The sequence below is a fragment of the Anaerobiospirillum sp. NML120448 genome, from assembly GCF_023050945.1.
GTDB lineage: Bacteria > Pseudomonadota > Gammaproteobacteria > Enterobacterales > Succinivibrionaceae > Anaerobiospirillum.
On sequence record NZ_JALKIM010000021.1, the window covers coordinates 24,341 to 51,179 of the forward strand.

At 39.0% G+C, this 26,839-nt stretch carries 18 protein-coding genes and 1 tRNA gene; 7 read left to right on the top strand and 12 right to left on the bottom strand.

Translation table 11 applies throughout. The features are described 5' to 3' along the window. The first annotated feature begins 41 nt into the window (after positions 1–41). The gene (gene gyrB, locus MXE38_RS05570) at positions 42–2,474 is read left to right on the top strand and encodes a DNA topoisomerase (ATP-hydrolyzing) subunit B (RefSeq protein ID WP_246913014.1); all 2,433 of its coding nucleotides are present in this window, start codon (positions 42–44) and stop codon (positions 2,472–2,474) included. Positions 2,475–3,997: 1,523 nt separating this feature from the next. On the opposite strand, the gene glyS is transcribed toward gyrB, so the two are convergent. From glyS to tusA, 3 genes are all read right to left on the bottom strand, one after another. Continuing rightward, a complete protein-coding gene (gene glyS, locus MXE38_RS05575) occupies positions 3,998–6,064 on the bottom strand; it encodes a glycine--tRNA ligase subunit beta (protein ID WP_246913015.1) in 2,067 nt (688 codons plus the stop codon). A 111-nt stretch (positions 6,065–6,175) separates the two neighbouring features. Beyond that, a complete protein-coding gene (gene glyQ / locus MXE38_RS05580; protein WP_246913016.1) occupies positions 6,176–7,087 on the bottom strand; it encodes a glycine--tRNA ligase subunit alpha in 912 nt (303 codons plus the stop codon). Between the two features lie 153 nt (positions 7,088–7,240). Further along, positions 7,241–7,480, bottom strand: coding sequence for a sulfurtransferase TusA (tusA, locus tag MXE38_RS05585; protein ID WP_246913017.1), 240 nt, complete (start codon positions 7,478–7,480; stop codon positions 7,241–7,243). Between the two features lie 186 nt (positions 7,481–7,666). Between tusA and MXE38_RS05590 the strand changes: the two genes are divergently transcribed. The 6 genes from MXE38_RS05590 to MXE38_RS05615 all read left to right on the top strand — a co-directional run bounded on the left by MXE38_RS05590 (position 7,667) and on the right by MXE38_RS05615 (position 14,021). Beyond that, positions 7,667–7,742 (top strand) — tRNA-Thr (locus MXE38_RS05590). 937 nt (positions 7,743–8,679) lie between these two features. Continuing rightward, a complete protein-coding gene (locus tag MXE38_RS05595; protein ID WP_246913019.1) occupies positions 8,680–9,693 on the top strand; it encodes an OmpA family protein in 1,014 nt (337 codons plus the stop codon). A 359-nt stretch (positions 9,694–10,052) separates the two neighbouring features. Then, positions 10,053–10,703, top strand: coding sequence for a PAS domain-containing protein (locus tag MXE38_RS05600; protein WP_246913021.1), 651 nt, complete (start codon positions 10,053–10,055; stop codon positions 10,701–10,703). 182 nt (positions 10,704–10,885) lie between these two features. Further along, positions 10,886–11,266: a RidA family protein gene (locus MXE38_RS05605; RefSeq protein ID WP_246913022.1), complete on the top strand. Its 381-nt coding sequence runs from the start codon at positions 10,886–10,888 to the stop codon at positions 11,264–11,266. A gap of 11 nt (positions 11,267–11,277) precedes the next feature. Next, positions 11,278–12,750: a Na+/H+ antiporter NhaC gene (gene nhaC / locus MXE38_RS05610; protein WP_246913025.1), complete on the top strand. Its 1,473-nt coding sequence runs from the start codon at positions 11,278–11,280 to the stop codon at positions 12,748–12,750. A gap of 92 nt (positions 12,751–12,842) precedes the next feature. Continuing rightward, positions 12,843–14,021, top strand: a complete 1,179-nt coding sequence (locus tag MXE38_RS05615; RefSeq protein WP_246913028.1) for a PatB family C-S lyase — start codon at positions 12,843–12,845, stop codon at positions 14,019–14,021. A gap of 213 nt (positions 14,022–14,234) precedes the next feature. Here the strand turns inward: MXE38_RS05615 and MXE38_RS05620 are convergent, their stop codons facing one another. From MXE38_RS05620 to glnL, 9 genes are all read right to left on the bottom strand, one after another. After that, entirely contained in the window at positions 14,235–15,437 is a 1,203-nt protein-coding gene (locus tag MXE38_RS05620) for a GTP-binding protein (RefSeq protein ID WP_246913029.1), read from the bottom strand. Between the two features lie 67 nt (positions 15,438–15,504). Further along, positions 15,505–16,572, bottom strand: coding sequence for an alpha/beta fold hydrolase (locus tag MXE38_RS05625; RefSeq protein ID WP_246913030.1), 1,068 nt, complete (start codon positions 16,570–16,572; stop codon positions 15,505–15,507). Between the two features lie 146 nt (positions 16,573–16,718). Continuing rightward, positions 16,719–19,136 (bottom strand): bifunctional GTP diphosphokinase/guanosine-3',5'-bis pyrophosphate 3'-pyrophosphohydrolase, encoded by a 2,418-nt coding sequence (gene spoT / locus MXE38_RS05630; RefSeq protein ID WP_246913031.1) that lies wholly within the window; start codon positions 19,134–19,136, stop codon positions 16,719–16,721. 528 nt (positions 19,137–19,664) lie between these two features. Further along, positions 19,665–19,955 carry a DNA-directed RNA polymerase subunit omega gene (rpoZ, locus tag MXE38_RS05635; protein ID WP_246913032.1) on the bottom strand — a complete coding sequence of 97 codons (291 nt, stop codon included), beginning with the start codon at positions 19,953–19,955 and terminating at the stop codon, positions 19,665–19,667. 519 nt (positions 19,956–20,474) lie between these two features. After that, positions 20,475–21,185, bottom strand: coding sequence for a guanylate kinase (gmk, locus tag MXE38_RS05640; protein WP_348647360.1), 711 nt, complete (start codon positions 21,183–21,185; stop codon positions 20,475–20,477). A gap of 242 nt (positions 21,186–21,427) precedes the next feature. Then, positions 21,428–22,096 carry a ribosome biogenesis GTP-binding protein YihA/YsxC gene (gene yihA / locus MXE38_RS05645; protein WP_246913035.1) on the bottom strand — a complete coding sequence of 223 codons (669 nt, stop codon included), beginning with the start codon at positions 22,094–22,096 and terminating at the stop codon, positions 21,428–21,430. A gap of 403 nt (positions 22,097–22,499) precedes the next feature. Further along, complete coding sequence (locus MXE38_RS05650; protein WP_246913038.1) at positions 22,500–23,117, bottom strand: DUF3334 family protein; 618 nt, start codon at positions 23,115–23,117, stop codon at positions 22,500–22,502. A gap of 557 nt (positions 23,118–23,674) precedes the next feature. Next, the gene (locus MXE38_RS05655; protein WP_246913039.1) at positions 23,675–25,099 is read right to left on the bottom strand and encodes a sigma 54-interacting transcriptional regulator; all 1,425 of its coding nucleotides are present in this window, start codon (positions 25,097–25,099) and stop codon (positions 23,675–23,677) included. A 139-nt stretch (positions 25,100–25,238) separates the two neighbouring features. Then, positions 25,239–26,330 (bottom strand): nitrogen regulation protein NR(II), encoded by a 1,092-nt coding sequence (gene glnL, locus MXE38_RS05660; RefSeq protein WP_246913041.1) that lies wholly within the window; start codon positions 26,328–26,330, stop codon positions 25,239–25,241. Positions 26,331–26,839: the final 509 nt, after the last annotated feature.

Here is a 26,839-nt window from a genome sequence, read left to right on the forward strand (position 1 = left end):
CAATTATCCTAAGCTATTTGTGCGCAACAAATGAGGTCAACATGTCTGAACAAGACGTCCAAGATAATTACGGCGGTAGTAGTATCAAAGTATTACATGGTCTAGAGGCTGTAAGAAAACGCCCAGGCATGTACATTGGTGATACCGATGATGGCTCAGGTTTACATCATATGGTCTTTGAGGCTGTTGATAACTCTATTGATGAGGCATTAGCAGGCTATTGTAATGAGATCGTTGTAACCATTCATAAAGATGGCTCTGTATCTGTAAAGGATAATGGCCGTGGCATCCCTGTAGATATTCACCCAGAAGAGGGTGTAAGTGCAGCTCAGGTAGTAATGACTGTATTACACGCTGGCGGCAAGTTTGACTCTAATTCTTACAAGGTATCTGGTGGTTTACATGGTGTGGGCATTTCTGTAGTAAATGCTCTTTCAGATCGACTTGAGCTTACCATTCGTCGCCAAGGTAAGATTTGGCAACAAATTTACTTAAATGGTGGTGTGCCAGAGGCTCCTTTAGCTGCTATTGGCGATGCAGACGATACTGGAACTTGTGTAAGATTTTGGCCAAGTCCAGAGATTTTCTCTATCACCAATTTTGAGTATAAGGTTTTAGAGAAGCGTTTAAGAGAATTAGCTTTCTTAAATAGCGGCATCAAAATTATCTTAAATGATGAGCGTGTTGAGGGTAAGACTCATACTTTCTTCCATGAAGGTGGTATTTTAGAGTTTGTTGACTATCTTAATAAGGGCAAGAATGTCCTTAATAAGAAGATTTTCCATTGCAAGAGCACTAATAAAGATCACATCCAAATTGAGATCGCTATGCAGTGGACTGACGCTTATAACGAGAGTATTTTCTGCTTTACCAACAATGTTCCTCAAAAGGATGGTGGTACCCATTTAATGGGCTTTAAGCGTACCCTTACTCGTACCTTAAATAACTTCTTAGAGCAGTCTGGTTTACTTAAAAAGCATAAGGTTAGCACCTCAGGAGATGACTCTCGTGAGGGTTTAACTGCTGTTATTTCAGTAAAAATGCCAGATCCTAAGTTCTCCTCTCAGACTAAAGATAAGTTAGTAAGCTCTGAGGCTGCCAATGCTGTAGACGCAGCTATGGGCGATAGCTTTAATGATTTCTTAGAGGAAAACCCTTCTGATGCAGATGTAATCTGTATGAAGATTATTGAGTCTGCACGTGTACGTGAAGCTATGCGTAAAGCACGTGACTTAAACCGTAAGAAGGGTGGCTTAGATATCAACTCCTTACCAGATAAGTTAGCAGCTTGTCGTGAAAAGAATCCAGCTTTATGTGAGCTTTTCTTGGTAGAGGGTGACTCTGCAGGTGGTTCAGCTAAGGGCGGTCGTGACTCTAAGTTCCAGGCTATTTTGCCTTTACGTGGCAAGATCTTGAACGTAGAAAAAGCTCGCTTTGATCGTATGATCCAATCACAGCAAATTGGTACTTTAATTACTGCTTTAGGCTGTGGTGTAGGTAAGGACGAGTATGATCCAGACAAGTTTAGATATCATAATGTAATCATTATGACTGATGCTGACGTGGACGGTGCTCATATTCGTATCTTATTACTCACCTTCTTCTATCGTCAAATGCCTGAGCTTATCGAGCGTGGTTATGTTTATATTGCCCAACCACCTTTATATCGCTATCAAAAAGGCAAGCAAACTGTTTATGTGCAAAGTGATAAGGAAGCATTGCAGTATCGCACTTCTTTAGCTTTGGACAACTCCAGTCTTCATGTAAATGAGCAAGCTGCCCCAATTGCTGGTGTTGCTTTAGAAAGCTTATTTACTGACTATAACAAGGTAATGACAGCTTTACCTAAGATGAGCTCTAAGATTCAAAAAGACATCTTATTGAATCTTATGTACTATCCTTTAGTAACTAAAGAGAGCCTTCTTAGCCAAGAAACCATGCAAAAGTGGGTAGATGGTTTTATTGAGAAATTACCTTCTATTCCATCTGAGGGCTTACACTTTAAGGGTAGTTTACAATTTGATGAGCTTACCTCTCGTTACTATCCAGTGATTGTGCACCATATTCATGGTATGGATTATAGCTATATCCTTGATTCTGACTTCTTTGACTCTGCCGATTATGGCTTGCTCAAGAGCATGAATAAGAAGGTTTGTGATCTTATTGAGCCTGGTGCTTTTGTACGCTCTGGTAGCAAGAAATTTGAGGTTGCTAACTTCCATGAAGCTTATGAAACCTTAATGAAAGAAGGCTTTAGCGGTGTTAAGATTCAACGCTATAAGGGTCTGGGTGAAATGTCAGCCGAGCAGCTTTCTGATACTACTATGAATCCTGCTTCTCGTACTTTATTGCAAGTAAGCATTAGTGATGCTATCGAGGCTGATAGCTTGCTTACTAAGCTTATGGGTGAGGAAGTAGAAGAGCGTCGTAACTTCATTGCAGAAAACGCCGAGCGTGCAGTATTAGATATCTAAGATTGTAGCTTAGCTTAAAAAAGGCACTTCTTTTCATTAAGGAGTGCCTTTTTTTATGCTTAAATATCAGCTTTTAAATAAAAAACCGCTGTATCTATTAGCTATAGCTAACCAAATGTTCCACGTGGAACAATGGTAGTTGTTGGTTGTTGGATTTTGCCTTTTTGAGATCACATTTTCTTTAAAAATGTTCCACGTGGAACATTTTTAGATCACATAGCGTAAATTACCCACAGGTAAATTTGCGTTTATTTAGAAATGAGCAAAAGAGATCTTGAATAAACTCACATTTTTTAATGATCCCACAACCTACAAATTACTAAATTGTTCCACGTGGAACAATTTCTATGAGATTCCCACAGATAAACTTTCTTAAGTTATCGCTCTTAAAAGTAAATTGCTCTTCATTATGGGTAAGATTCTGGCTTATAAGTAATAATCCCACAACCTAAATTTAGTCAAAAATGTTCCACGTGGAACATTTTGTGTTTTCCCACAGCCTAAATTCTAAATAAAGCTTTTAATAAGCAGAAAAATTAGAAACTAAAGTTGGTAGCTTTAAAAAAATGTTCCACGTGGAACATTTTTAGATCTTGATAAGCTAAATTCCCACAAGCACTTTAGCTCATATGCCGTAAAGTTTTAGCTTTAATGCGGTATTTCATTAAATAAAATTTTAATAAACTCACATTTTTTAATAATCCCACAAGTCATCAATTATTAAAATGTTCCACGTGGAACATTTTAAATATTGTTCCACGGCATAAATATCGTGATCCCACAACCTATATTTACGCTACTTAAGCTTTAGTCCTTAATTTATGTAATCTGCCCTTGGGAAAACAAGCAGATAATGATCTTGCTCACAACAACTAAGGAAAATGACAAAAGAACTAGTAAAATCCTTAGCCAAATTATCCAGTTTTTCTTATGGTAAAAATGCAATAAAGCTCATTTATATGGGAATCCCACAAGCCATATAAGCAATAAAATAAGCTCTTTGCTCTGCCACGTCTATGGCCGTGGCACCATCCGCAGCTCCAGCTGCTGCCCTTCCCTTCCCTGCTCCTAGCCCTCAACCACTCAACAACCTCAGCTCTTAAGCCATTGAGGCATTGATGGCTTAAGGTCTTAAGGCCTTAAGGGAATAAGGCCCAAATATAAGTTTGCTCTCCAGAGCTCAAACCCTCAACAGCCAAGGAGATGTTCTTGTTTTTCACCCTATAAGTAGCTCTAGCTTTAGCTCTATCGCAAAGCAAAAGCCTCATAGTCATGTTTAACAGCTCACTAAAGGGCCTATAGAGCATTGCTAGTGGTTTACATATGTTCCACGTGGCTACGCAGCGCAGCGCTGCATAGCGCTGCATAGCGCTGCGGTGTGGTGCTGCAAGCGGTAGGAGGTATGGGCAGTAGAGGGTAAAGGTGATTGGGTGGCGTGGAGGGATAAAAAAAGGGATGATTGGTTTAATCATCCCTTTTTTTGATTCTCTATAGTAATGCTCTTAATAGCAATCTAGAGAGGATTAGTAAAGAACTGAAATATCAGCGGTCTTGGAGAACACTGCGCTTAACTGATTTAAGATAGCTAAACGGTTGTTCTTAATAGCCTCATCATCAGCGTTAACCATAACCTTCTCAAAGAAGTAGTCTACGTCATCACGGAGCTCAGCTAAGGTTAACATGGCCTTATCATATTCACCATTTTGGTAAAGGTCATTGATAGTAGGCATTAAAGCTTTTAAGTGCTCAACTAATTTCTTTTCAGCGTCTTCTTGTAATAAAGACTCATTGATATCAGCGCTATTGCGACCGCTCTTAGCTTGAATGTTATTAACACGCTTATAAGCAGCAGCCAAGTCCTCAGCCTCTTTAAGCTCCTTGAACTTAACAACAGCTTTAGCACGCTTATCAAAGTCTAATAAAGATACTGGAGAGGTGGAGAGTACAGATTGGAAAATCTCAGCACCAATACCTTGATCTTGATAGTAGGCCTTTAAGCGAGCAAAGATATAGTCAGCTACGTTCTTAGCAGTATCTTGAGACTTTAATTTATCCTTAAAGAACTCACAACCCTTGTTGATAATATCGATGAGGTTAAGATCGAGCTTGTTTTCAACAATAATACGGATAACACCGATAGCGGCACGACGAAGACCAAATGGATCCTTGTCGCCCTTAGGCATAAGGTTGATACCCATGATGCCAATTAAGGTAGCAAGTTTTTCTGCTAAGCTTACAGAAATTTGTACTGGGCGGGTTGGGATTTGGTCACCTGCAAAGCGAGGGCAATATTGCTCAAAAATAGCAGCTGCTACATCAGGATTCTCGCCATCAAGCTCAGCATAGTGCATACCCATAATACCCTGAGTATCAGTAAACTCAGTTACTAAGGTTGAAGCTAAATCGCACTTAGCTAAGTGAGCAGCACGCTCACATAACTTGCTATCAGCACCTACCTGTGGAGCAATATAGGAGGCAATCTTACCTACGATTTCAGATCTATAGGCAATAGTACCAATATCCTGCTGGTAGATAATGGTCTCAAGACGTGGGAAGAAAGACTCTAAAGATTGCTTTCTATCAGTCTTAAAGAAGAACTCAGCATCAGATAAGCGAGGACGAACTACACGCTCATTGCCAGAAATTAAGGCAGTGGTATCGCTTGGGTTAATGTTGGATACAAAAGCAAATTTTGGTAAAAGTTTGCCTTGGGCATCATAAATAGGGAAGTACTTTTGATCGCCCTTCATGGTATAAACTAAAGCCTCAGAAGGCACTTGTAAGAAGCGCTCTTCAAATGAAGCTAAGAATACATGAGGATTCTCAACTAAAGAGGTAACTTCCTCTAATAAATCGTCATCTAAGTCAGCTTTACCATTTACAGAGTCTGCTAACTTGGCAACTTGCTGCTTGATAGATTCCTTACGCTCTTCAAAGTCTGCGATCACAGCGCCTTGATTACGTAATTGTTCTACATAAGTATCAGCATTGTTTACCTCAAATTGAGCGCTACCCATGAAGCGGTGGCCATTGATAGTCTTAGAGGACTTAATACCTAAGATTTCGCCATCAATAAGCTCGTCACCAAAGATCATGCATAAGGTGTGAACTGGACGTACGAACTCATCGTGCTTGTCACCCCAGTGCATAAGCTTTGGAATAGGTAAGGCTGCTAATGACTTAGCAAACATGTCAGTAATTAAGCTCTTGGTTTGAGTACCTTGCTTGGTTGACTTAATGTAGAGCCACTCGCCCTTATCAGTCTTTAAGCGTTGAGCATCTTCTACCTTGATACCATTGGCATTAGCCCAGCCTTGAGCGGCCTTAGTAGGATTGCCATCAGCATCAAAGGCTGCCTTAACAGCAGGGCCTTTGACCTCGATTTCACGATCGGCCTGCTTAACATCAAGATCATTGATGATTAAGGCTAAACGACGAGGGGTGGCGTACCACTTAGATTGAGAAAAGTTTAAGCCTTCGTTATTTAAATGCTTAACAAAATTTTCGTGTAAAGACTCAGCAAGCTTGCGGAGGGCTTTTGGTGGTAGCTCTTCAGTACCTAATTCTAAGAGTAAGTTTAACTTATTCATATTGAGAGAACCTGGGCAACTTAAGTAAGTTGCAAAAATTGGATTAAAACTCTGATGCATTACAATTTAGCTAAGAGATCAGAGTTACTACTAAGCTTTTTTCAGCTGTAATTAGCTGTGCTTGCACATAGGGAAGCCTAAATCTTCACGAGATTTGTAGTAGGCCTCTGCTACAGCCTTAGATAAGGTTCTAATACGTAAGATGTAACGCTGTCTTTCAGTTACTGAGATGGCATGACGTGCATCTAACAAGTTAAAGCAATGAGCTGCTTTTAAAATACGCTCATAAGCTGGAAGAGGAAGAGGCTTTTCAAGAGCTAATAAATTGCTGCTCTCCTGCTCCATCTGCTCGAACATCTTGAATAAGAATTCGGTGTCAGCATGTTCAAAGTTATAAGCTGATTGCTCAACCTCATTTTGATGGAAAACATCACCATAAGTAACATCACCATTGGCAGTATGTGCCCAAATGAGATCATAAATAGAGTTCTTGCCTTGAATATACATAGCAAGACGCTCTAAACCATAGGTAAGCTCACCAGTTACAGGGAAGCATGATAAGCCACCAACTTGTTGGAAGTAGGTAAACTGAGAAACTTCCATGCCGTTAAGCCAAACTTCCCAGCCTAAACCCCAAGCACCTAAAGTTGGGTTTTCCCAGTTATCTTCTACGAAGCGAATATCATTAACTGTTGGGTCAAAGCCTAACTCCTTTAAAGAACCTAAATATAGATCCTGAATATTATCTGGAGATGGCTTTAAAATAACCTGAAATTGGTAATAGTGTTGTAGGCGGTTTGGGTTCTCGCCATAACGTCCATCAGTAGGGCGACGAGAAGGCTGAACATAGCAGCAAGAAATTGGCTCTGGTCCTAAGGAACGCAAGAAAGTCATTGGGTGAGAGGTACCAGCACCAACTTCCATATCAAATGGCTGTGCTACCATGCATCCGTGTCTCATCCAATAATCTTGTAAGGTAAAGATTAAACCTTGGAAGGTTTGTAGATCGTATTTATTAGACATCTTAAAAAGTCCGACCACTAAAGTTAAACTGCAAGTCCACTGCCTAATGCCCTAAGTGCATTTTCCTAAAGGCGGCATTTTGGTCACTAAAATGCAAGTATTTTATCAGAAATGCGGCCTAATGGCCTACAAAAGGCAAATTGCTTTGTTTAATTAGCCTTTTTTAATTAAAAAGCGGTGAGGATGTAACTCATCGGGCATACTAATTAATTCATGATTCATAAAAGAACAAAAAGCAGGAACATCACGTAAAGATACAGGATCGTCTGACAGTAGTTCAATTAACTGACCGCTGGTACTTTCACGTACACATTTTCTTAATAGCATTAAAGGTTCAGGGCAAGATAAGCCTAAACCATTAACAGTTTTAATTGGGCTTGCGCTAGGATCCATATTGTTAGCTATCCTCAATGTAATCTAACTTATCAGCATTAATAATGCTAAATAAGAAAATACCAATAAGGCACTGGTAAAGCTTTGTTAGATAGGCTTTCTACCAGTGATGCCAATTATAGAAAAAATTTTAAAAATAAGTATTGATCTTTAAATTTTGCTTGCTATAATAGGCCTCGCTTTGATGCTGGTTTAGCTCAGTTGGTAGAGCACCTGTTTTGTAAACAGGGGGTCGTGGGTTCGAAGCCTACAACCAGCACCATTAATAAAGAGTGCCCGTGAGGGCATTTTTTATATCTGAAAGTTGTATCTAGTCAATTATAATATTGCCTATTTAGGCATGCGCTCTAAAACATATCGAAATTACTGTAGTTAAGATAGGCTTCTTAGCATTAAAAAGCTCATTGGAACCAAGCTCTCGCAATAAGTCATTTTTATCTAACTATCTGACATAGGGGAGACATTCAAATATTTACGTTAAAGTAACAGTTTTGCTGTATGTTGAGGGTCATTTATACGAACTTATTACCTCCCCAACGCAAAATCTAAGCAAATTTTGATAAATAACCAACTGTCTCCCCTATGTCTGAACTATTAATAGAAAAGAATATTCTCATGAGCTTGTATAAAGCACCATTTTGGTGCTTTAATAGCGATAAATGAAAATGATTAGCTAAGTAAAGCCTAATTTTTGCGGGTATATACTAAATAAAAGTTCATACATTTCACTTGCTTTATCTGTATCTAATGTATTTAAGCAAACTTTGAGTTTGGTAACTTTGCTAATTAATCTTGGATCTTAATAGCTCATTACTAACAACTCAAACACAGGTAATTATGGTTTTTTTATTAATGTGGGGCCACTTTTAACTATTGGTAGTCTGCATTATAATTTTTACTAAGCAGTAGGGATGCTGCTTAGTAAAAAGTAGCTTTATTTAAAGGTTAATTTGTTGATTGCCGTTAACTAAGGCTTATTGCCCCCTGTAGACATAAGTAACTACTTATTGTCCTAATGTTAAACTAGACCCGTGAGAGGAATTTTCTCTCCCCATGTCTTAATTTCTTGAAAGGGGCGCAAGATAAATAACAACTTCATTACTCCTGTAATTTGCATAGTATCAATGTAACCGAGTAATAAGTCATGTGGGAATCTCTTATTAAATAGAGATTTAGTATTTTACGGGGATCTTTTTATTATGAAGAAGAATTTATTAGCTTTATCCGTAGCAACTGCTTTATTAGCTACTGCTAGCGTTGCTTCTGCTGCTGTTTCTGATACTGGCTACTTTGGTGCTCGTTTAGGTTATGCCAATGCTGATTGGAATAGCTCTGCTGACGCTTGGGAGAGCAAAGAGAAGAGCGGCTTAGGTGGCGGCGTTTATGGCGGTTACAGCTTAAGCGAGTACTTTAGCTTAGAAGGTGCTTATAACTACATCGGTGGTTTTGAGGCTCAAAATGGCGTTGACACCAAGGACGTAAGCATCCACGGTCCAGAGCTTTCTGCTCGTTTCTCTTTACCAGTAAATGATGCTGGTTCTGACATTTTCTTACGTGGCGGTGTAATGTACGCTATGGGTTCTGGCAGCGATGGTGAGTTCGCTCCAGTAGTAGGTGTTGGTCTTAACTTAATGTTAAACGACAACTTAGCTTTCCGTATTGGCTACGACCGTTACTTTGAGACCTTTGATGCTGAGCCAGAGTACAATGGTATCGACTTTGACGTAGATTTAGCTTACGTTGGCTTAAACTACGTATTTGGTAAGTCTGCTCCAGCTCCAGTTGCTGAGCCTGTAACTCAAACTATTACCAATACCTATACTTTAGATGCTAACACCACTTTCGGCTTCGACAGTGCTGAGTTAAGCGAGCAAGGTAAGACTGCTGTTAACCAGGTTATCTTAGAGGCTCAAAACTCTGGTTTAGAGTTTGTTCAGTACCAAGTAACTGGTCACACCGATCGTATTGGTAACCCAGCTTACAACCAGAAGTTATCTGAGCGTCGTGCTCAGTCTGTTGCTGACGAGTTAGTTGCTAAGGGTGTAGCTGCTGCTGACATTTCTGCTGTTGGTGTTGGTTCTTCCGAGCCTGTAACTGGCACTGAGTGCGACAACTTAGGCCGCAAGGACATGATCAAGTGCACCGCTGCTGATCGTCGTGTTGAGGTTAAGGTAACTGGTACTACTACCAAGACTGAGACCGTTAATAAGTAAGATTTAAATTAAAAGTACTCAACTTTTAATTTAGAGCACACTTAAAAGACCCCTGTCAATTATGGGCTGTGAAGGCCCATATTTACAGGGGTTTTTGTTTTTCACTCAACATAGTCTTTACTCAAAAATTGACTCATTAAAATTAAGAGCAAAAGTTGAGTTAAATTGATAAAAGCCGATATTTATCGCATTATTTGGGCTCATAAATAATGATAGGCAGCTCAATTAAAATTGATTAAATCAATAAATTTTGATATCTAACTCACAAATTTATGATTTACTAAAAAATTTTTGATTTAACTTAGGTATATTAGGCTTAAGAAAAAAAATTATTAATTTATATGCTTTAGGTAATAGCAATGGTCCGTGAAGACGAATTTATTCTCAATCAATACAAAATGATCGTAGATATGATCGGCCTGTTCTTTAAGGACAGTGTAGAGGTCGTACTTCATTCTTTAGACAATTTAGAAAATTCTGTTGTTTATATTCACAATGGACAAAAAACCTGTCGCACCATTGGTTCTCCTGTAACTGATAAAGCACTTAAGATTCTTGCTGAGTTTGAAGATACCAATAAGAGATTATTTGGCCCTTATAAGACTGTATCTCATGACGGCCATGTTATGAAGTCCGTAACTACTGTCATTGTTAATCCTCAAGGCCGTGCTATTGGCATGCTATGTATGAACTTCGACTTAGATACTCCGCTATCAAGTATGTTCAAGTTTATGTTTGAGGACTTTGCCCAATCATCTGATGGCTCCAATAGCGATAACGAATACTTTGCCACAGATATTCATGATTTACTAAGCACTTCAGTAAATCAGATTAAGCATGATATTCAAGATAATGATGCCATTCCTTTAAGACAGAAGAATAAGGCCATCATTATGGAGTTACAAAAACAAGGTTTATTTAATTTACGAAATTCTGTGCCTATTATTTCTGAGATCTTAAATCTTTCTAAAGATGCCATTTATCTGCATTTAAGATCCATTAAAAAGTAGGGCAGTAAAGTTTAGTCTCACATGCTAAATGATTAAACAAATTTAAGGAGTAACTAGCGGTTTTTCCTGCTAGTGGATTGTAGTTGTTTTAGGTTTAGGATAGTTGGGCTTTTAGCCCATAAGTTAAGCACTTGAGACCTTAGATTAAGTGTTAGATAGTGCTTGTTACAAGGTAGGATACTATGTCTATTGATCTCAAGTCTATTTCATCAGATAAGGCTCCAGCAGCTATTGGCCCATATAGCTGTGCTATTGAGGCTCATAATACTGTTTATGTTTCTGGCCAGTTACCTATTAGAACTGATGGTTTCATGCCAGAGTCTGCTAAAGAGCAAGCTGCACAAAGCATTTGCAATATTGAGCATTTATTAAGAAGCTCAGGTATGTCCTTAAGGAATGTAGTTAAGACCACTGTCTTTTTAACTAATATGGACGACTTTGCTCAGGTAAATGAAGTTTATGGCGCTATTTTTAGTGCTCCATATCCTGCACGTAGCTGCGTTGAGGTAAGCAAATTACCTAAAGGCGCAAAAGTAGAAATTGAGTGCATCGCTGTACGCTAAGGGAGGCTATTATGACTACTAGTGTAAAAGATAAGAAAGAGCTCTCTTTCTTTATGGCTGTGCTCCCTATTGCAAGCATGATCTTGTTCTTAGGTGTAGGCTATATTACTTTAGGTTTACGTGCTGAGCCTATGATTTTATTATCAGCAGCTGTAGCCTCAATTATTGCTTATTTCCATGGCTATTCTTGGAATGACATTTTAGATGCCATTGTTGAGAAGTTAGCTAAAGCCATGCCTGCTATCTTAATTTTAATCTCAGTAGGCTTCTTAATTGGTGCTTGGATGATCGGTGGTACCATCCCTATGATGGTGTTCTACGGTCTAACCTATATTGATCCATCATACTTCTACGTATCTGCCTTCTTATTAACCGCCTTAGTATCAACCTGTACTGGTACTTCTTGGGGTTCTGCAGGTACTATTGGTGTGGCTTTAATGGGTGTTGCCTTAGGCTTAAATCTTTCTTTACCAGTAGCAGCAGGTGCTGTGTTATCTGGTGCCTATTTTGGTGATAAGTTATCCCCTCTTTCTGACTCCACTAACTTAGCTGCTATTGCTGCTGGCACTAGCTTATACCAGCACGTTGGCCACATGTTATGGACCACTGGCCCTGGCTTTATCGTATGCTGTGCGATTTACACCTATATTGGTATGTCACAACATATCGGCCACATCGAGGCTCCAGAGCGTATTATCCAAATCACTAATGCTTTAGATGGCTCCTTTAATTTTAACTTCTTAGTTATTTTGCCTCCTGTTTTGGTATTAGCTGGCTCATTCTTACATCTCCCAACTATTCCTGTAATGTTCTTAGCCTCTGCTTTAGCTTTATTTAATGCTAATGTTTTCCAGGGCTTTGGCTTAAGTGATACTTGTGAGGCTGTAATTGGTGGCTTCAAGCTTTCTATGATTGCTAACCAAGACTTAGTTGCTAGCTTCCCACCTGATGTAGCTCGCCTTTTAGAGCGTGGTGGTATGAATGCCATGATGGGTACCTTGGTAATCTGTTTCTGCGCCTTCGCTTTTGCAGGTTCCATGTCTGTTGCTAACTCACTACAAATTGTTATTGGTAAGTTCCTCTCTGGCGTAAAGACTGTTTTTGGTTTAATTGCTACTACCTTAGTATCTACCTTATTAATTTGTGGTATTACTTCAAATGGTCAGTTATCTGTATTACTCCCAGGTGAAATGTTCAAGGATACCTATCGTAAGTTTGGTTTAGATCCTAAGAACTTATCCCGTACCGCTGAGGACGCTGGCACCGTAGTAGAGCCAATCTTACCTTGGACTGCCGCTGGTGTTTACATGGCAACCATGTTAGGCGTTCCTACCTTAGAGTACTTACCATGGGCCTTCTTAAATTACACTGGTATGATTTTCGCCTTATTATGGGCAGCTACTGGTATCGGTATTGCTAAATTAAAGATGCAACCAAAGAATGAGTTTGAGGTTGCTGCTAAAAAAGAAACCAATGTAATTTAGTAGCTGATTAATCAAATTATTTAAAGAGGTTGCAATCTTATAATTACTAAAGGTTGCAACCTCTTTGTTTATAAATCCAGGATGAGGTAGTTATGAATAATTCACAATTTGACGAGATTGTAGAGCGTAGAGGTACAAATTGTGCAAAATGGGACACCTTTGATGTACTGCTCGGAGGAGAAAAAGATTTAATCCATGTAGGCTGTGCAGATATGGATTTTAAAGCTCCTGAGCCTATCTTAAAGGAGTTTCACCGCCTAGCTGATCACGGTGTTTTTGGCTATAGCGATATTTTTGATGATTTTTATAGCGCTATCGAACGCTTTTATCGCCACCATCATAATGTCGCTATCAAGCATGAGCATATGGTTTTTTGCCCTCGTATTAACATAGGTTGTGGTTTAGTTGCTGAGGCTTTTACTCGTCCTTATGAAGAGGTCTTAATTCATAGCCCATCTTATGGCCCATTACGTCAGGCCATTGAAGAAAATGGCCGCAAATTAGTGGAAGTTCCTCTGCGCTACGATGGAGTAGAGTACTCCCTTAATATTGCAGACTTAGAGCAAGCAGTAACTAAAAGAACCAAGATGTTAATCTTGGTAAATCCTCATAACCCAACTACTCGTGTCTTTACTAAAACCGAGCTCGAGCAAATCGCTCAATTTTGTTTAGACCATGACTTAATCTTATTTGCTGATGAAATTCATAGTGATTTATTAGCTAAAGATGTTACTTTTACCTCAGTTCTTGAGTTAGATGAAAAATACCAAAAGAATATTATTTTGGCTTCATCTCCTGCTAAGACCTTTAATATTCCAGGCTTAGTAGGCTCATTTATGATTATTAGTAATGATAAGTTAAGAGCTAGGGTAGCCGATGAAATCTCACGTATTGGTGAACATAATCCTAATGTATTTTTTAATGCTGCTCTAATTGCAGCTTACACTAAGTGTGATGACTACATTGCGAGTTTGCGTTGCTATTTAGATGATAACGAGGCCTATTTAAGAAAAGAGTTTGCTACTTTATTTCCTAAGAGCCATATTATCAAACGTGATGGTAGCTATTTATTGTGGATTGATCTTTCCCAATGCTTTACTAGTGAGGAACAAATTAGAGAGTTCTTTGTTACTAAAGCTAGAGTTGGTATTTATTTCGGCTCTCAATTCTCTAAAGACTGCTCCTTATTCATTCGCTTTAACATGGCCGCTCCACGCAAAGTGTTAGAAGAGGTCATGAGTAGACTTAATAAGGTCAAACAGTCAAGCTAGCGCAGCTGGCTTCGCCAGCACCGCATGCGCTTGCTGCGCTGGGAGCGCAGCAGCCGCTAGCGGCTAGCTGCTTACAGCTTGCTTGCAGCTTGCTTGCAAAGCAAGCAAGCAAGCAGGCAGGCAAGATCTTAATGCTAATTTAAGATAAAAACGCCTAGAGACGTAGAGTCGCTAGGCGTTTTTCTTTGTTGGGGTTGGGGCTAACTTTAGTAATTAGCCCTTGTAATTATCGGTTAGGACGATTTCTTCAACGCCTTCATCCTCATAATCACCAGCTTGCTCAGCAGCGGCAATTACTTGGCGATAATAATCAATAGTAGACTCATCTGGATTATCAAGAGCCTGAGTAAAGATGTGTTTAATTTGCTCTAGTACGGTAGCTCTTACAATAAATACCAATTTAGATACATGATCACCCTCTGGCCACTCATCAAGTTCAGCCACAGGATAAAGCTGTCCTTGGACACCATGGATAATGACAGGCTTATCACGGCCTTCAATATCAATAATACCTTTAAGACGTAAAATTGAATCGCCATATTGCTGTTGTACTAAGTTAATAGCTGCTAATAAAGTTAGAGAGCTAATAGGGGTAGTACGAGTAATAGCAAAGCTTTCAATATTAGTATGGGCAATAATCTTTGGCTTAGCTACGGCAGCTTCAAAGGAAGCATCAGCAGGACGTAGTGGAGAGGCTAAGGAAAGATTGCCGCCTTGAGCATTAGGTAGTTTAATATCAAGCCACTCTTTAACCTGAGCATTATTCTGCTTGCTAAACTCCTTATAAGGGCCAATTTCTTCCATAATTTTAGGGGTAATATGACCCTTAATCATAGGATGAATCTTGGCAGAGGAGTTAATAGAGCGGGCGACCTGGGCAATAGCATCAATCTCATCTGCATCAATCAGGTCAGTCTTAGAAATAAGGATAATGTCAGCTAAAGCAATTTGCTTAACAGCCTCATATTGCTTTTGTAATTGCTCGCGAACAAACTGACCGTCTAATACAGTTACAGTACCATCATAACGATATTGCTCTAAGCAAAAGTCATCGTTATTAAGAGTGCTAATTACACCAGCAGGATCAGCTAAACCTGTGGTTTCAATGAGCACACGCTTAAACTTAGGAATAGCGCCTTCTGAGGCTTTAATAAAGTTGGTAGCTAGAGATTGGACAAGCTCACCTTGTAAGGTACAGCAAATACATCCAGATCCTAGGAGCACAACAGTGTCGTCAACTGATTGAACCAGCTCGTGATCTAAACCTACATCACCAAATTCATTAATTAAAACCAAAGTGTCTTTAAACTCTTCGGTGTTAACCCATTGGTTAAGTAAGGTGGTCTTACCACTGCCTAAAAATCCTGTAATGATATTTACAGGAATTCTATTATCGATTTGTTGTTGCTCTGACATGGGTTATCTTCCCAAAAATTAATAATTAATTAGACTCTAATGGCTCGGTAGGGGCCGTAATCTTATTCTACTCTGATGCTTCTTCTTTAACTTCTTGTTCAGCATCTTCCTTATGGTACAGAGACTGATAGTCAGTTGTGCCATTAAAAAGGAAGTTTAGAGCCTTGAGCATAGCTGGATTACGGTAGCTATCGTCTTCATTTAAAATGTCGTGATAAGCATGAGGAATAAGCTCAAACTTTGGCGGTACACGATCATTTTCGTGGCGCTTGCAAAACTCTCTGGCAGCCTCAGTAGATACGACCATATCAGCACCAGCTGACAAGCACAACATAGGAAAATCAAAATTACATTTGATTTTATCTAAGCGTTGTTGAGCCTGCATACAGCACTTAACAAACTTGTAAGTAGGGCCAGCTAAGGCTAATTGAGGGTGATCAATGTAGTAGTCATGATAAATATCATAACGTAATGGGCTGTGGGAGTGGATATTCTCCTCAAAAGGCAAACGTACGTACTCTTTGCCATGTGGAGTATAGGACAAGGCAAAAGATCTAATGTTGCATAAAATCTTTAATATAGGGTAAACCACTTTAGGGGCCAATAAATTTGGAATACCTAAGAATGGGCAGATTAAAGCTAATGCCTTTGGCTTATATTGGAATTTAGTATTAAAACAAAACTCTAAGGCAATTAAGCCTCCTAAGGAGAAGCCTAACATTTTGTAGTTAGGGCCTACATCTAAGTAGCTAAGGATGTTCTCTAAATCCACACGATAGTGCAGGAATCTTTCAATATGACACTTATTGGAGTCATAAAGCACCATAGAAGACTGACCTTGACCACGTACAAAACATACCAAAATGCGGAGCTTACTATCTCTTAAGTGATAGAGTAATTCTGCGTACTTATGTTCAGTTTCAGCTCGACCTGCAATGATAACCAAAGTGTTAGAAGAGTCTTGTAAGCTGGTGCCTGGACTACCAGCTGGTGCCTCAAGCTCAAGAGCGCTTAAAAAGAGGTTATCAGAGACGTGAATGCGATGATGCTTTAAGTCATTTTCATAAAAAGCATCAATTTTTGGATAGAGCTCGGCTAAGGAGGTTTCGGTGCCAATATGTTGCAGATCGACCATTTAAGTCACCTCTTACTAAAAAAATGCGCTTTGGTAATTAAATTATTACCTAGATCATAGCACAACCTAGCATTGGAGTGCCTTAGCAAGCACTTAGAGCAAAAAAATAAAGCTTGAGCTTTAGTAAGCTCAAGCTTTAGTAATGCTTAGCGACGACGTGCTATTTTTTTAACATTTGGCACTACTTTAAGACGTCGCATAATGCCTGCTAAATGGAAGCGATCACGAACGGTGACGGTAAGATTAATAAGGTAAGTACCGTCATCTTTAATCTCTGAGTTAATAGCATCAATTTGCGAGCCTGCTATATCAACAGCATTAGAGATTTCACTTAAAATTCCTTGCCTATTCTCAAGCTCAATACGTAAGCCTGTTTGGAAGTCCAAATTAGCAGTAACGCTGGTATCCCATTCAACCTTGACATATTTTTCAGGATCTTTATAAGCATCCTTAATGTTAAAGCAATTGGCATTGTGAATAACCAATCCTTTAGAGGTAATATGTCCCATGATTTCATCGCCTGGGATAGGCATACAGCATTGAGCAAAGGTATAAGGCAGACCGCCAGTGCCTGTAATAGGCTTACCACTTTCGCTGTCACTAAGATCCTGTTTAAACTTCTTAGCAACTAATACAGCTAAGATATTGCCTAAGGCAATATCAATTAACAGGCTATTAAGGTCGGGCTCTTTAAAGTCTTTTAAGACGCTTTGCATAAGATTAGGATCGATATCCTCAAGGCGTAGATCCTTAAGCACATTTTGCAATAAGCGACGACCAATGAGTACACACTCTTGGCTCTTTAAGCCCTTGAGGTATTGCCTAATCTTAGAGCGAGCACGAGGGGTTACTACAGACGAGAGCCACATAGCATTTGGTTCGGCGCTATTAGAGGTAATAATCTCGACTGATTGTCCTGATTGTAGTGGTCTACTTAATGGGAACATGCGATGGTTAACGCGAGCACCAATACAATGTTGACCAATGTCAGTATGCAGCGCATAGGCAAAGTCGACAGGGGTAGAACCTGCTGGAAGATCGAAAATCTTGCCATCTGGGGTAAAGACAAAAATTGAGTCTGGGAAGAGATCAGTTTTTACCGCTTCAATAAACTCCATAGAGCTAGAAGCGCTTTGTTGGAGGTCAATAATGTTCTTAATCCACTGCTGAGCGTTCTTTTGAGCAGTAGTAGAGGTTGGCTCACTGCCATTTTCCTTATAAGACCAATGAGCAGCAACACCACGAGCGGCCATTTGATCCATAAATTCGGTACGAATTTGAATCTCAATAGGCACGCCGTGAGGGCCAATTAAGGAAGTATGCAATGATTGATAGCCATTAATCTTAGGAATGGCAATATAGTCTTTAAAACCAGAAGGACGAGGTTTATAAAGATTATGCATTTGACCTAAAACACGATAGCAAGTATCAACGTCATCTAAGATGATTCTAAAGGCATAAACATCCATAATTTCACGGAACTGTAGTTCCTTTTTAACCATCTTTTTATAAATAGAGTAAATACGTTTTTCTCTACCTAAAACACGACCTTCGATATTTACTTCTTTTAAGCGGCGATTAATCGATTCAAGAATATTATTAACTACTTCTTTACGATTATTGCGAGCTTTAGTGACAGCTGATTTTAAAACTCGATAGCGCATGGGATAGAGCGCTGCAATGCCAAGTTCTTCAAGCTCAATCTTAATATCGGAAATACCAAGACGATTAGCAATAGGAGCGAAAATCTCAAGTGTTTCTTTGGCAATACGTTTGCGCTTATCAGGTCTAAGAGAACCTAAAGTTCTCATATTATGAGTTCTGTCAGCAAGCTTAATTAAGATGACGCGAATGTCTCGTGTCATAGCTAAAATCATCTTGCGAAAGTTTTCAACCTGAGCTTCTTTGTAGTCATGGAAGCGCAATTTATCAAGTTTAGTAACGCCATTTACTAAGTCTTCAACAACAGATCCAAACTCGTTTTTGATGTCCTCAGGTGTTACTCCAGTGTCCTCAACCGTATCGTGAAGTAAGGCAGCAATAATAGATTCTTTGTCCAAATGCATTTGAGCAATGATGGTTGCTACTGCTATTGGATGGATAATATAAGGCTCACCTGAGGCTCTTTTTTGAGGAGCATGGGCTTTATCTGCTAAAACGAAAGCACGATCAACATCTGCCATATACTCAGCAGATAAGTATGATGAAGCTAAATTATGTAAAGGGAGATAATAGTGAAAATTAGGTGATGCCAGAGCCTCTGGAGTAGGATCGGCTGGCACATGTTTCTCTTCTTTATTTTTAGCTCGATTGCTGGCAATTTGAGCACTGAGCTCTAAACTTTCAGAAAATCCGCCATTATCACGTGCATTAACATTGGTTGAATCGTAAAAAGGTGTTTGAGACACACTATCTCGAGCTGCGGATGTTGCCATAGCAGACATAGCAGCATCAGTAGTGCCTAAAGAGGTACTACCTGCATAGGTTGAGCTTAGATACTCACTTGGAGTCACTGCTGCACTACCTACACTACTAGGGCCAGAATTAATAATTTGCGAACTCATAATTAGTGCTAACTTCAATCAAGAATTGCTCTTAGTATTGCTTATTATGTAGTTAAGCAAGATACCAGAAGAGAATTAATATAGCCTGCTGTTTAGGATAAAAGTTTAGGCCGCCACATAAATTAATAAATTAAAAAGTCTTTTAAAACTTAACAAACAAGGTATTTAAATTTCTTTAAAATCCTGAATTTAGTATACCTGAGCCTAGACTTGTCTTTTAGTGTAAGACAAAAAATAGCTGGGGTAGCTCTCATATATAAGAAAAATTGCTCAAATTAAGTGCCATATTAATACATGTAATGGGATTATTGCTAACAATTTGAATCTCTAATAGGTAGTCGCAAATATAGGTAGCATCAAGGATTACATAAAGAATAGGCTTAACTTTGAAGCTATGAGAGGTAGCTTTTGTGTATAGAGAAAAAATTATGCACTATAAAAGTGCACGCCCTCACTGCTAAAAGCAAGTGAGGGCGTGTTAAGTATTAAAGCTTATGCTTGTCTAACAAGTATAGCTAGCAAGATGGTTTAGTTAAACATCTCAACGCCATCGATAGGAGCAAATTCATTATCAGCTGGTAATGAAGCGCTGTCGCCACGCATTAAGTCTTTACGATCTTGCTTATCGAGGAAGTCCTCTGAAATAAGACCAGCTTCGATTTCACGCAAAGCGATTACGGTTGGCTTGTCCTTTTCTTCGTCAACTAAAGGCTTGCTGCCATTTAATGAAATTTGGCGAGCACGACGGGCTGCAATGAGAACTAAGTCAAAGCGGTTGCCAACTTTAGCCACAGCATCTTCAACTGTAACTCTAGCCATGATGAAGTACCTCAAGTGAGTTATTTGCCACCTAAAATAAACGAGGTCAAAAACACAGGTTATGCAGGGGCTAACAAAAAATCAAACAAAGATCATGACAATGCCAGACTGGTAATTAGATAAAACACAACTGATCCTAATTTTTAGGATTAACATCTTTAATTTGGAAAATAAAGCGTTGTGTAAAAGATAAGGATTTTACTAAACCAAGTTTAAATAAGATACTTATCTTTAAGTGGATATTAGTAACTTTTAAAAAGCTACAATAGTCAGTTATTGTCATAAGAGCCCTGAGCCAATAAGTCAGAGCCCTGAGGAGCCATAAGTAAGCTCCCAAAATTCTAGAAATTGCACTATCAACAATAGTACATTATGTAGGTGATTTCAGCGCTAAAAGAACGTTAGCTAGCAATAAATATTACTAGCCTATCTCTTGCTAAAAGCTATTCATTTTAACAGAAAAAATCATACTGTTTATTTATGAATGAAATTTTAATAAAAAATAATAAGTTAGCCTTATTATTCTTCACTTTTCTTTGAAGCTGCTAAGGCTGCTTGTAAGGCACTAGCGCAAGGTAACCAGGCGGCCTCATACTCCTTAGCTTGGCGCTGCATATCATCAAGCAGAGCTTGGTTATTGTTCTGCAAGCTCTTAAGCTCAGCTCTCTTACTTAAAATAATACTACGTAAGGTAATTAAGCTCTCATCAAAATCATCATTAATAATGACGTAATCATACTCATCATAATGAGAAATTTCAGACATAGCTTGAGCCATGCGCTTGTTAATGACATCCATTTCATCCTGACCACGCTTAATAAGGCGTTGTCTTAAGGCATCTAAGCTTGGAGGTAAAATAAAGATCTTAATAGCCTCTGGAACTTGCTCTTTAATTAAACGAGCGCCTTGCCAATCAATGTCAAACAGTACATCTTTACCTTGGTTAATCCAATCAAGAACAATCTCTTTTGAGGTGCCATAGTAGTTATCAAATACTTTAGCATGCTCAAAAAAGGCATTGCGCTCAATTAAGCTTTCAAACTCTTCTACTGACACAAAATGATAGCTCTCATGGTCAACCTCACCAGGACGAGGGTCTCTGGTGGTATGAGAAATAGACAAGCGTAAACTATCATCAAGGTTAAACTTCTTTAATAGGGCATTAATTAAAGAGGATTTACCCGCACCACTAGGTGCTGAAACAATAAAAAGAGTTCCTTTGGACATGATGTAACAACTCCAAAATTGAGAGTGCAGCAAATAAGATCTTGAGAAAACACGACAGCCTCACCCCAACTAACCTAATGGTAGAGTGAGCTTTTTGACTTGGCCAGGCCCTGTCCCTGGCCCTGTCACTGGGCCATTGCCATAGCCTTGGCCAAGCCTAGCCTGGCCATGGCAGGCTCTGGCCTGCCGTAACCTGGATTGATGGGCATGTATGGGCCTATGGGGCCTGTAAGCTTCCTTACTAACTATTCACCCTGATCCTGATCTTCAGGTAACAGTTCATCCTCAGGGGTTGCTTCTGCGCCATGGAACAGAGTAAACCAGTCTTGTAGAACATTACGAGTTTCATCAATACCAATTTTGTTCCATGCAGAAAAGGCGATCACGGTAAAATTACCGCCAAACTCGGAGAGTAAGTGTTTGACCTCACCTACAGCTTCACGACGCTTGGTAACGCCTAATTTATCGGCTTTAGTTAGTAAGATTAATGCAGGAAGATTAGCGGCTAAAGACCAATCAATAATTAAACGATCATGATCTTTTAAAGGATGGCGAATATCCATGGTTACTACAATACCACGAAGGGCATTGCGCTTTTGTAAGTATTCGGACATGGATTTTTGCCATTGGCGCTTCATACTATCAGACACAGCAGCATAGCCGTAACCTGGCAGATCAACTAACGAACATCCAGGCTTAACTTCAAAAAGGTTAATTAAGCGGGTACGGCCAGGAGTACGAGAGGTCTTGGCTAAATGGTTTTGATCGCAAATAGCATTTAAAGCTGAGGACTTTCCTGAGTTAGAGCGTCCTGCAAAAGCAATCTCAGAGCCCAAGTCAGTAGGCAGACGCTTGATATCAGGCGAACTGGTGATAAAGCGTGTTTTTCTAAAATCAATTTTTACCTTTTCCATCAATTACACCCTAAAAGCATTAAGCATAAAAAAATTGCGATAAGTATACGCTTTTTTTTAATATTTTTAGAACTAAGAGCTGACATTTTAGCGAGCCTAAGAGCTCTATTATCATTTTGCCCTCTTAGTTTAGCATTTTGATATTAGATTTTTGCCCCGCCTCAATAAGGGCAAGTAAGACAGCCATGCACAGGCATCTTAAGGCCTGCTCTAGCAGTCTAAAGCCTGCTAGGGCATGCCTTGGTATACCATGGCGCGCCAGGCCTTGCTATGGCACGCAAGGTCTGGCTATGGCTTGCTAGGGCATTCGTGGCTGGCTTAAAAAAATAAGCCCAGAAAGCTTATCAACTTATCTGGGCAAAATTTTTTGCTAAGACAATAGCAGGTGTTATTGGTATTGTTATTAAACAATACCAGCTTGAGCCATAATTTCCTCAGGTGAGAGAGGTTGCTCTTGTGGCTCTAAGTCACGAGCTAACTTAAATTCAGTATGATCCATAGCAAGCTCTAAGTAGAAGGCATTACCAGTAGAGGTAAAGAAGGTAATACGAGATACCTCAGGGTGGTCTAAAGTCATATTAATGCTAATTTCGACTTGGTGAGGTAGTGATACCATCTTTGGTTGAGACTGGTGAATACGACCATTTAAGGTAGCGCTGATCTTAGCGGTAAAGTTGCCCACCATTTGATTCATGAGCTCGCCTAAAGTATTGGCTACTTCCTCAGAGGTGTAGTTAGTAGCTAAATCACTTTCGCTCAAGCCCATCATCTTCATGTAGCTGGCATAGAGTTCCATTGCAGTCTCTTTAGGGAAGTTTAAGACCACCATGCCAGAGAAGGTGCCAGTGAATAATACAAAGGTACCGATGTCTGGACGTAAGGTAGTGTTATTGATCTTCTGGATCATTGGTGTAAAAGAGACTTTATCGCTAGTAGCAGTGGTTAAAACATCACATACGCTATCGCATAAAGAAAGCAAAATATCATCACAAGTAATAACTTGATGCTTAGAAATTAACATTAAAAAAAGCCTCAAAACTCTTTAAGGGAACTGCTTGCTATTTAATTAATTGCCTGACTATTATGATTTTGCAATATAAGTCTACCAATTGAGATCAAACGCTTTAAAGCTCAAGCTTAACTATCTGTAGCTTATAAAAAATCTTCAGCCCTGATTATCTTAGTTGTTAGTTTTTGGGTTCTTAACTAAGCATTAATTTCCTTAATTATGCAGAGCTATAGTATTCGAAAAAAATTGTAGTTTTTTAAAAACGCCTTTGTAAATTTGATCTTGCTTATTGGGGGCAAAATTGAAAACTAGATAACAAACCACTTAGGCTATTTTAGCGACAAATGCGATTAAAACAACATCTACAAAGATTCTTTTTCAAGTTTCAATGCATAAATTTAATATAAATGCGGTGATATTCTGATAAGGAATGGGAATATATTGATATTTTTTTGCGCTTAGACGCTTATTCTTATCTTAAAAGATACGCTCAATGTGGCTTAGAAAATAGAAAACGTCTGGGCATTTCCATGCACAGACGTTTTAAACAATCAAAGAGAAGAAAGCTATTAGCTATTGATATTGAGCTCTTTTAACTTTCTAGTGAGGGTGTTACGACCCCAGCCTAATAGTTTGGCTGACTCTTGCTTGTGATTGCTGGTAAAGGCCAAGGCAGCCTCAAGCATAACACGCTCAAACTCTGGAGTAGCCTCAGAAAGAATGTCATGCTCGCCAGCTCTTAAACGGCCATCAACCCAATTGCGTAGTTGCTCTTGCCAAGAGGTTGGCTCTTTAGAGGTACCTGCAATAGAGGTAGTAACCTTAGACTGTTGGTTACGAGCCTCAACAAACTCAGCTGGAAGATCAGACATTTGAATGTCACGACCTGTAACCATGATAGTTAAGAACTTACATAAGTTCTTAAGCTGTCTTACATTGCCTGGCCATGGTTGACGGCATAAGAACACTAAAACCTCGGAGGTGAGCTTCTTTGGCTCTTGATCGGTTGCAAGGGCACTTTGAGTTAAGAAGTGCTTAGCCAACATTGGAATATCGTTGTTACGATCTCTTAATGGTGGCATATCAATGTGAATTACATGCAAGCGATAGTACAAGTCGCTAATGAATTTACCTTCTTTAGATAAGGCCTCTAAATTCTTAGAGCTGGAAGCAATAACTCTTACATTAGCCTTTTTAGGAACACTTTGGCCTAAAGGAATGTATTCATTGCTTTGTAACACTGTTAACAAGCGAGTTTGTGCATCTAAAGGCATGTCACAAATTTCATTAATGAACAGTGTACCGCCTTGGGCTCTTTCAATAGCGCAGCTAGCACCATCACTATTAGAGAAAAACTCGTGATTAATACTATCTTGAGGTAAAGAAGAGATATTTACAGATACGAAGCAGCCTGTATCACGACGCTCAGAGTGATTATGTAGAGCTAAAGCTACTAGTTCTCTACCTGTACCACTTTCGCCAAAAATAAGTACTGGATACTCACTCTTAGAAACACGGCCAATAACTTTAAAGACCTCTTGCATAGCAGGGCTTTTACCAATGATCTCAACATCATCCTCAGCCTCGATGCTAGGAGCAGCTGTTTCTTCCTTTTTCTTAGTTTGGTTGACGCGGTGAACAGCAGCACGACGAATTACTCGTACAGCATTATCAATATCAAATGGCTTTGGTAAATATTCAAAAGTACCGTGCTCATATGAATCAATGGCAGCAGATAAGTCAGAGTGAGCTGTAATGATAATAAATGGAATATTTGGGTCTACTTCATGAACCTTCTGAATGAGAGAAAGGCCATCAATACCAGGCATGTTGATATCGGAAACAATAACGTCAGGAATTTGCTCCGATAAAGCTTCTAAAGCCTTGTTGCCATTGGTAAATAGACGGTGATTGATGTTACTCATTCCAAGTGCACGATCAAACACAAAGCGGATACTATCATCATCATCGATAACCCAAATTAGCGGATCCATAAATAACCTCGAGCTGCGTTGAAGTTCTTTGATAGGAGTATTAATGCTTTATTAAAACTCCTAATTGCTGCTTGCAATACAAACTAATATAGTAAATGTAATTCTATTATGCTTAAGTTCCTGCTCTTTGCTTCTTAAGTTAATCGCTATTGGCTGTATTATTGTTAGAGTTAATCAAAGGCAGAATGATTTTAAAAACAGTACAACCTACTTCGCTTTCACATTCAATAGTGCCTTTATGATGCTCAACAATATTTTGAGCAATAGACAGACCTAAGCCATGGCCATCAGGACGTGAGGTGATCATTGGATAAAAGAGCATATCCTTAATCTTAGGAGGAATGCCTGGTCCATTATCAATAACACTGATCTCAATTGACATTGGATACTTAGTGCCACCTATTAATACGCCCATTTGTGCACGGGTTCTAATCTTAATCGTTGGATAAGTGGTGTTTGATTCGGTTAAGGCTTGTACAGCATTGGAAATAATATTAATTAAAGCCTGCTGCATTGCATCAACATCTAATAACAACTCTGGCAAACTAGGGTCATAGTCTTTCTCAAAACGACAAGAGCCTTTAGTAGCCATAGTTTCTAACGATAAGACCTTTTCAATCACATAGTGAATGTTAGCCATGGTGCGAGGATTTGGTCTTTGTGGGCCCAAAAGACGATCAACTAAAGCTTTTAATCGATCTGATTGCTCAATAATGACACGAGTATATTCTTTGAGATCATTATCTGAGCTGTAGGTCATCTCCACTAATTGGGCTGCACCACGAATACCCCCCAAAGGATTTTTAATTTCATGAGCTAAATTCCTAATGAGATCACGAGCAGCAATATGCTGATTACGTCTTTGTAAATCATCATTAAGCTTTTGCTGATAATCAAGACGATGAATTTCTACAACCAAACCACGTGCACGGCCGGTATAAGACGAAATATACATATCAGCATGAAAGTGCACATTATGCTCAGTGCTAAAGGTAATATCAGTAGCAGTAAATCCTTGAAATGAAGGATTATTTGAGTGCTGCAAGCTTTCAATAAGGCTCTTTTCTTGGCTATCGATAAGTTCAGTAATCTTAATGCCTTGTATTTTTGAGCGTGACATAGAAAACAACTGTTCAGCAGCTGTATTTGCATAAGCTATTCTTAACTGCGAATCTGTTACTAAAATTGCAGTAGAAATACTCTCAATGATTGTTTTTGCGTCGCACTGCATAATTAATTACTCTTTCAATTACAAGGATAAAGATGATAACAAACTCATAATAAACACATAAACAAAAAGTTATGCTTAATTATGAAATTAAGCCTGAACTTAGCAAAACGCCTAGCTATATAAAATCCTTTGCAATTTTACAGTGAAATTTTCTGCAAAATTTGCATCAATAACAAAAATTATGTGATCAATGCAGGTATTAATGACCCATTTTAGAGCGTGTTTGTTTATTTTTCAGATAAATATCAAATCTGCACAATTATAGTGCTCGAATTGCCTAATATGCTCTATAAAAGTGCTAAAGAAAAAATTGTTAAAAGCTATAAATATAGGTTAAAGACCGTAATTACAAAGAATAATATGGCTTTTGCTAAAAAATAATATAGTTAATCATGCACTTGTTTGATGCAATATAACTCACAAAGATAGGAAAAAATCAAGGCTGCGCCTCATTGCAGGGCTTAAGTAATGCTTTTGAGTAAAAAAAAGGCCTTTGGCTTACGCCAAAG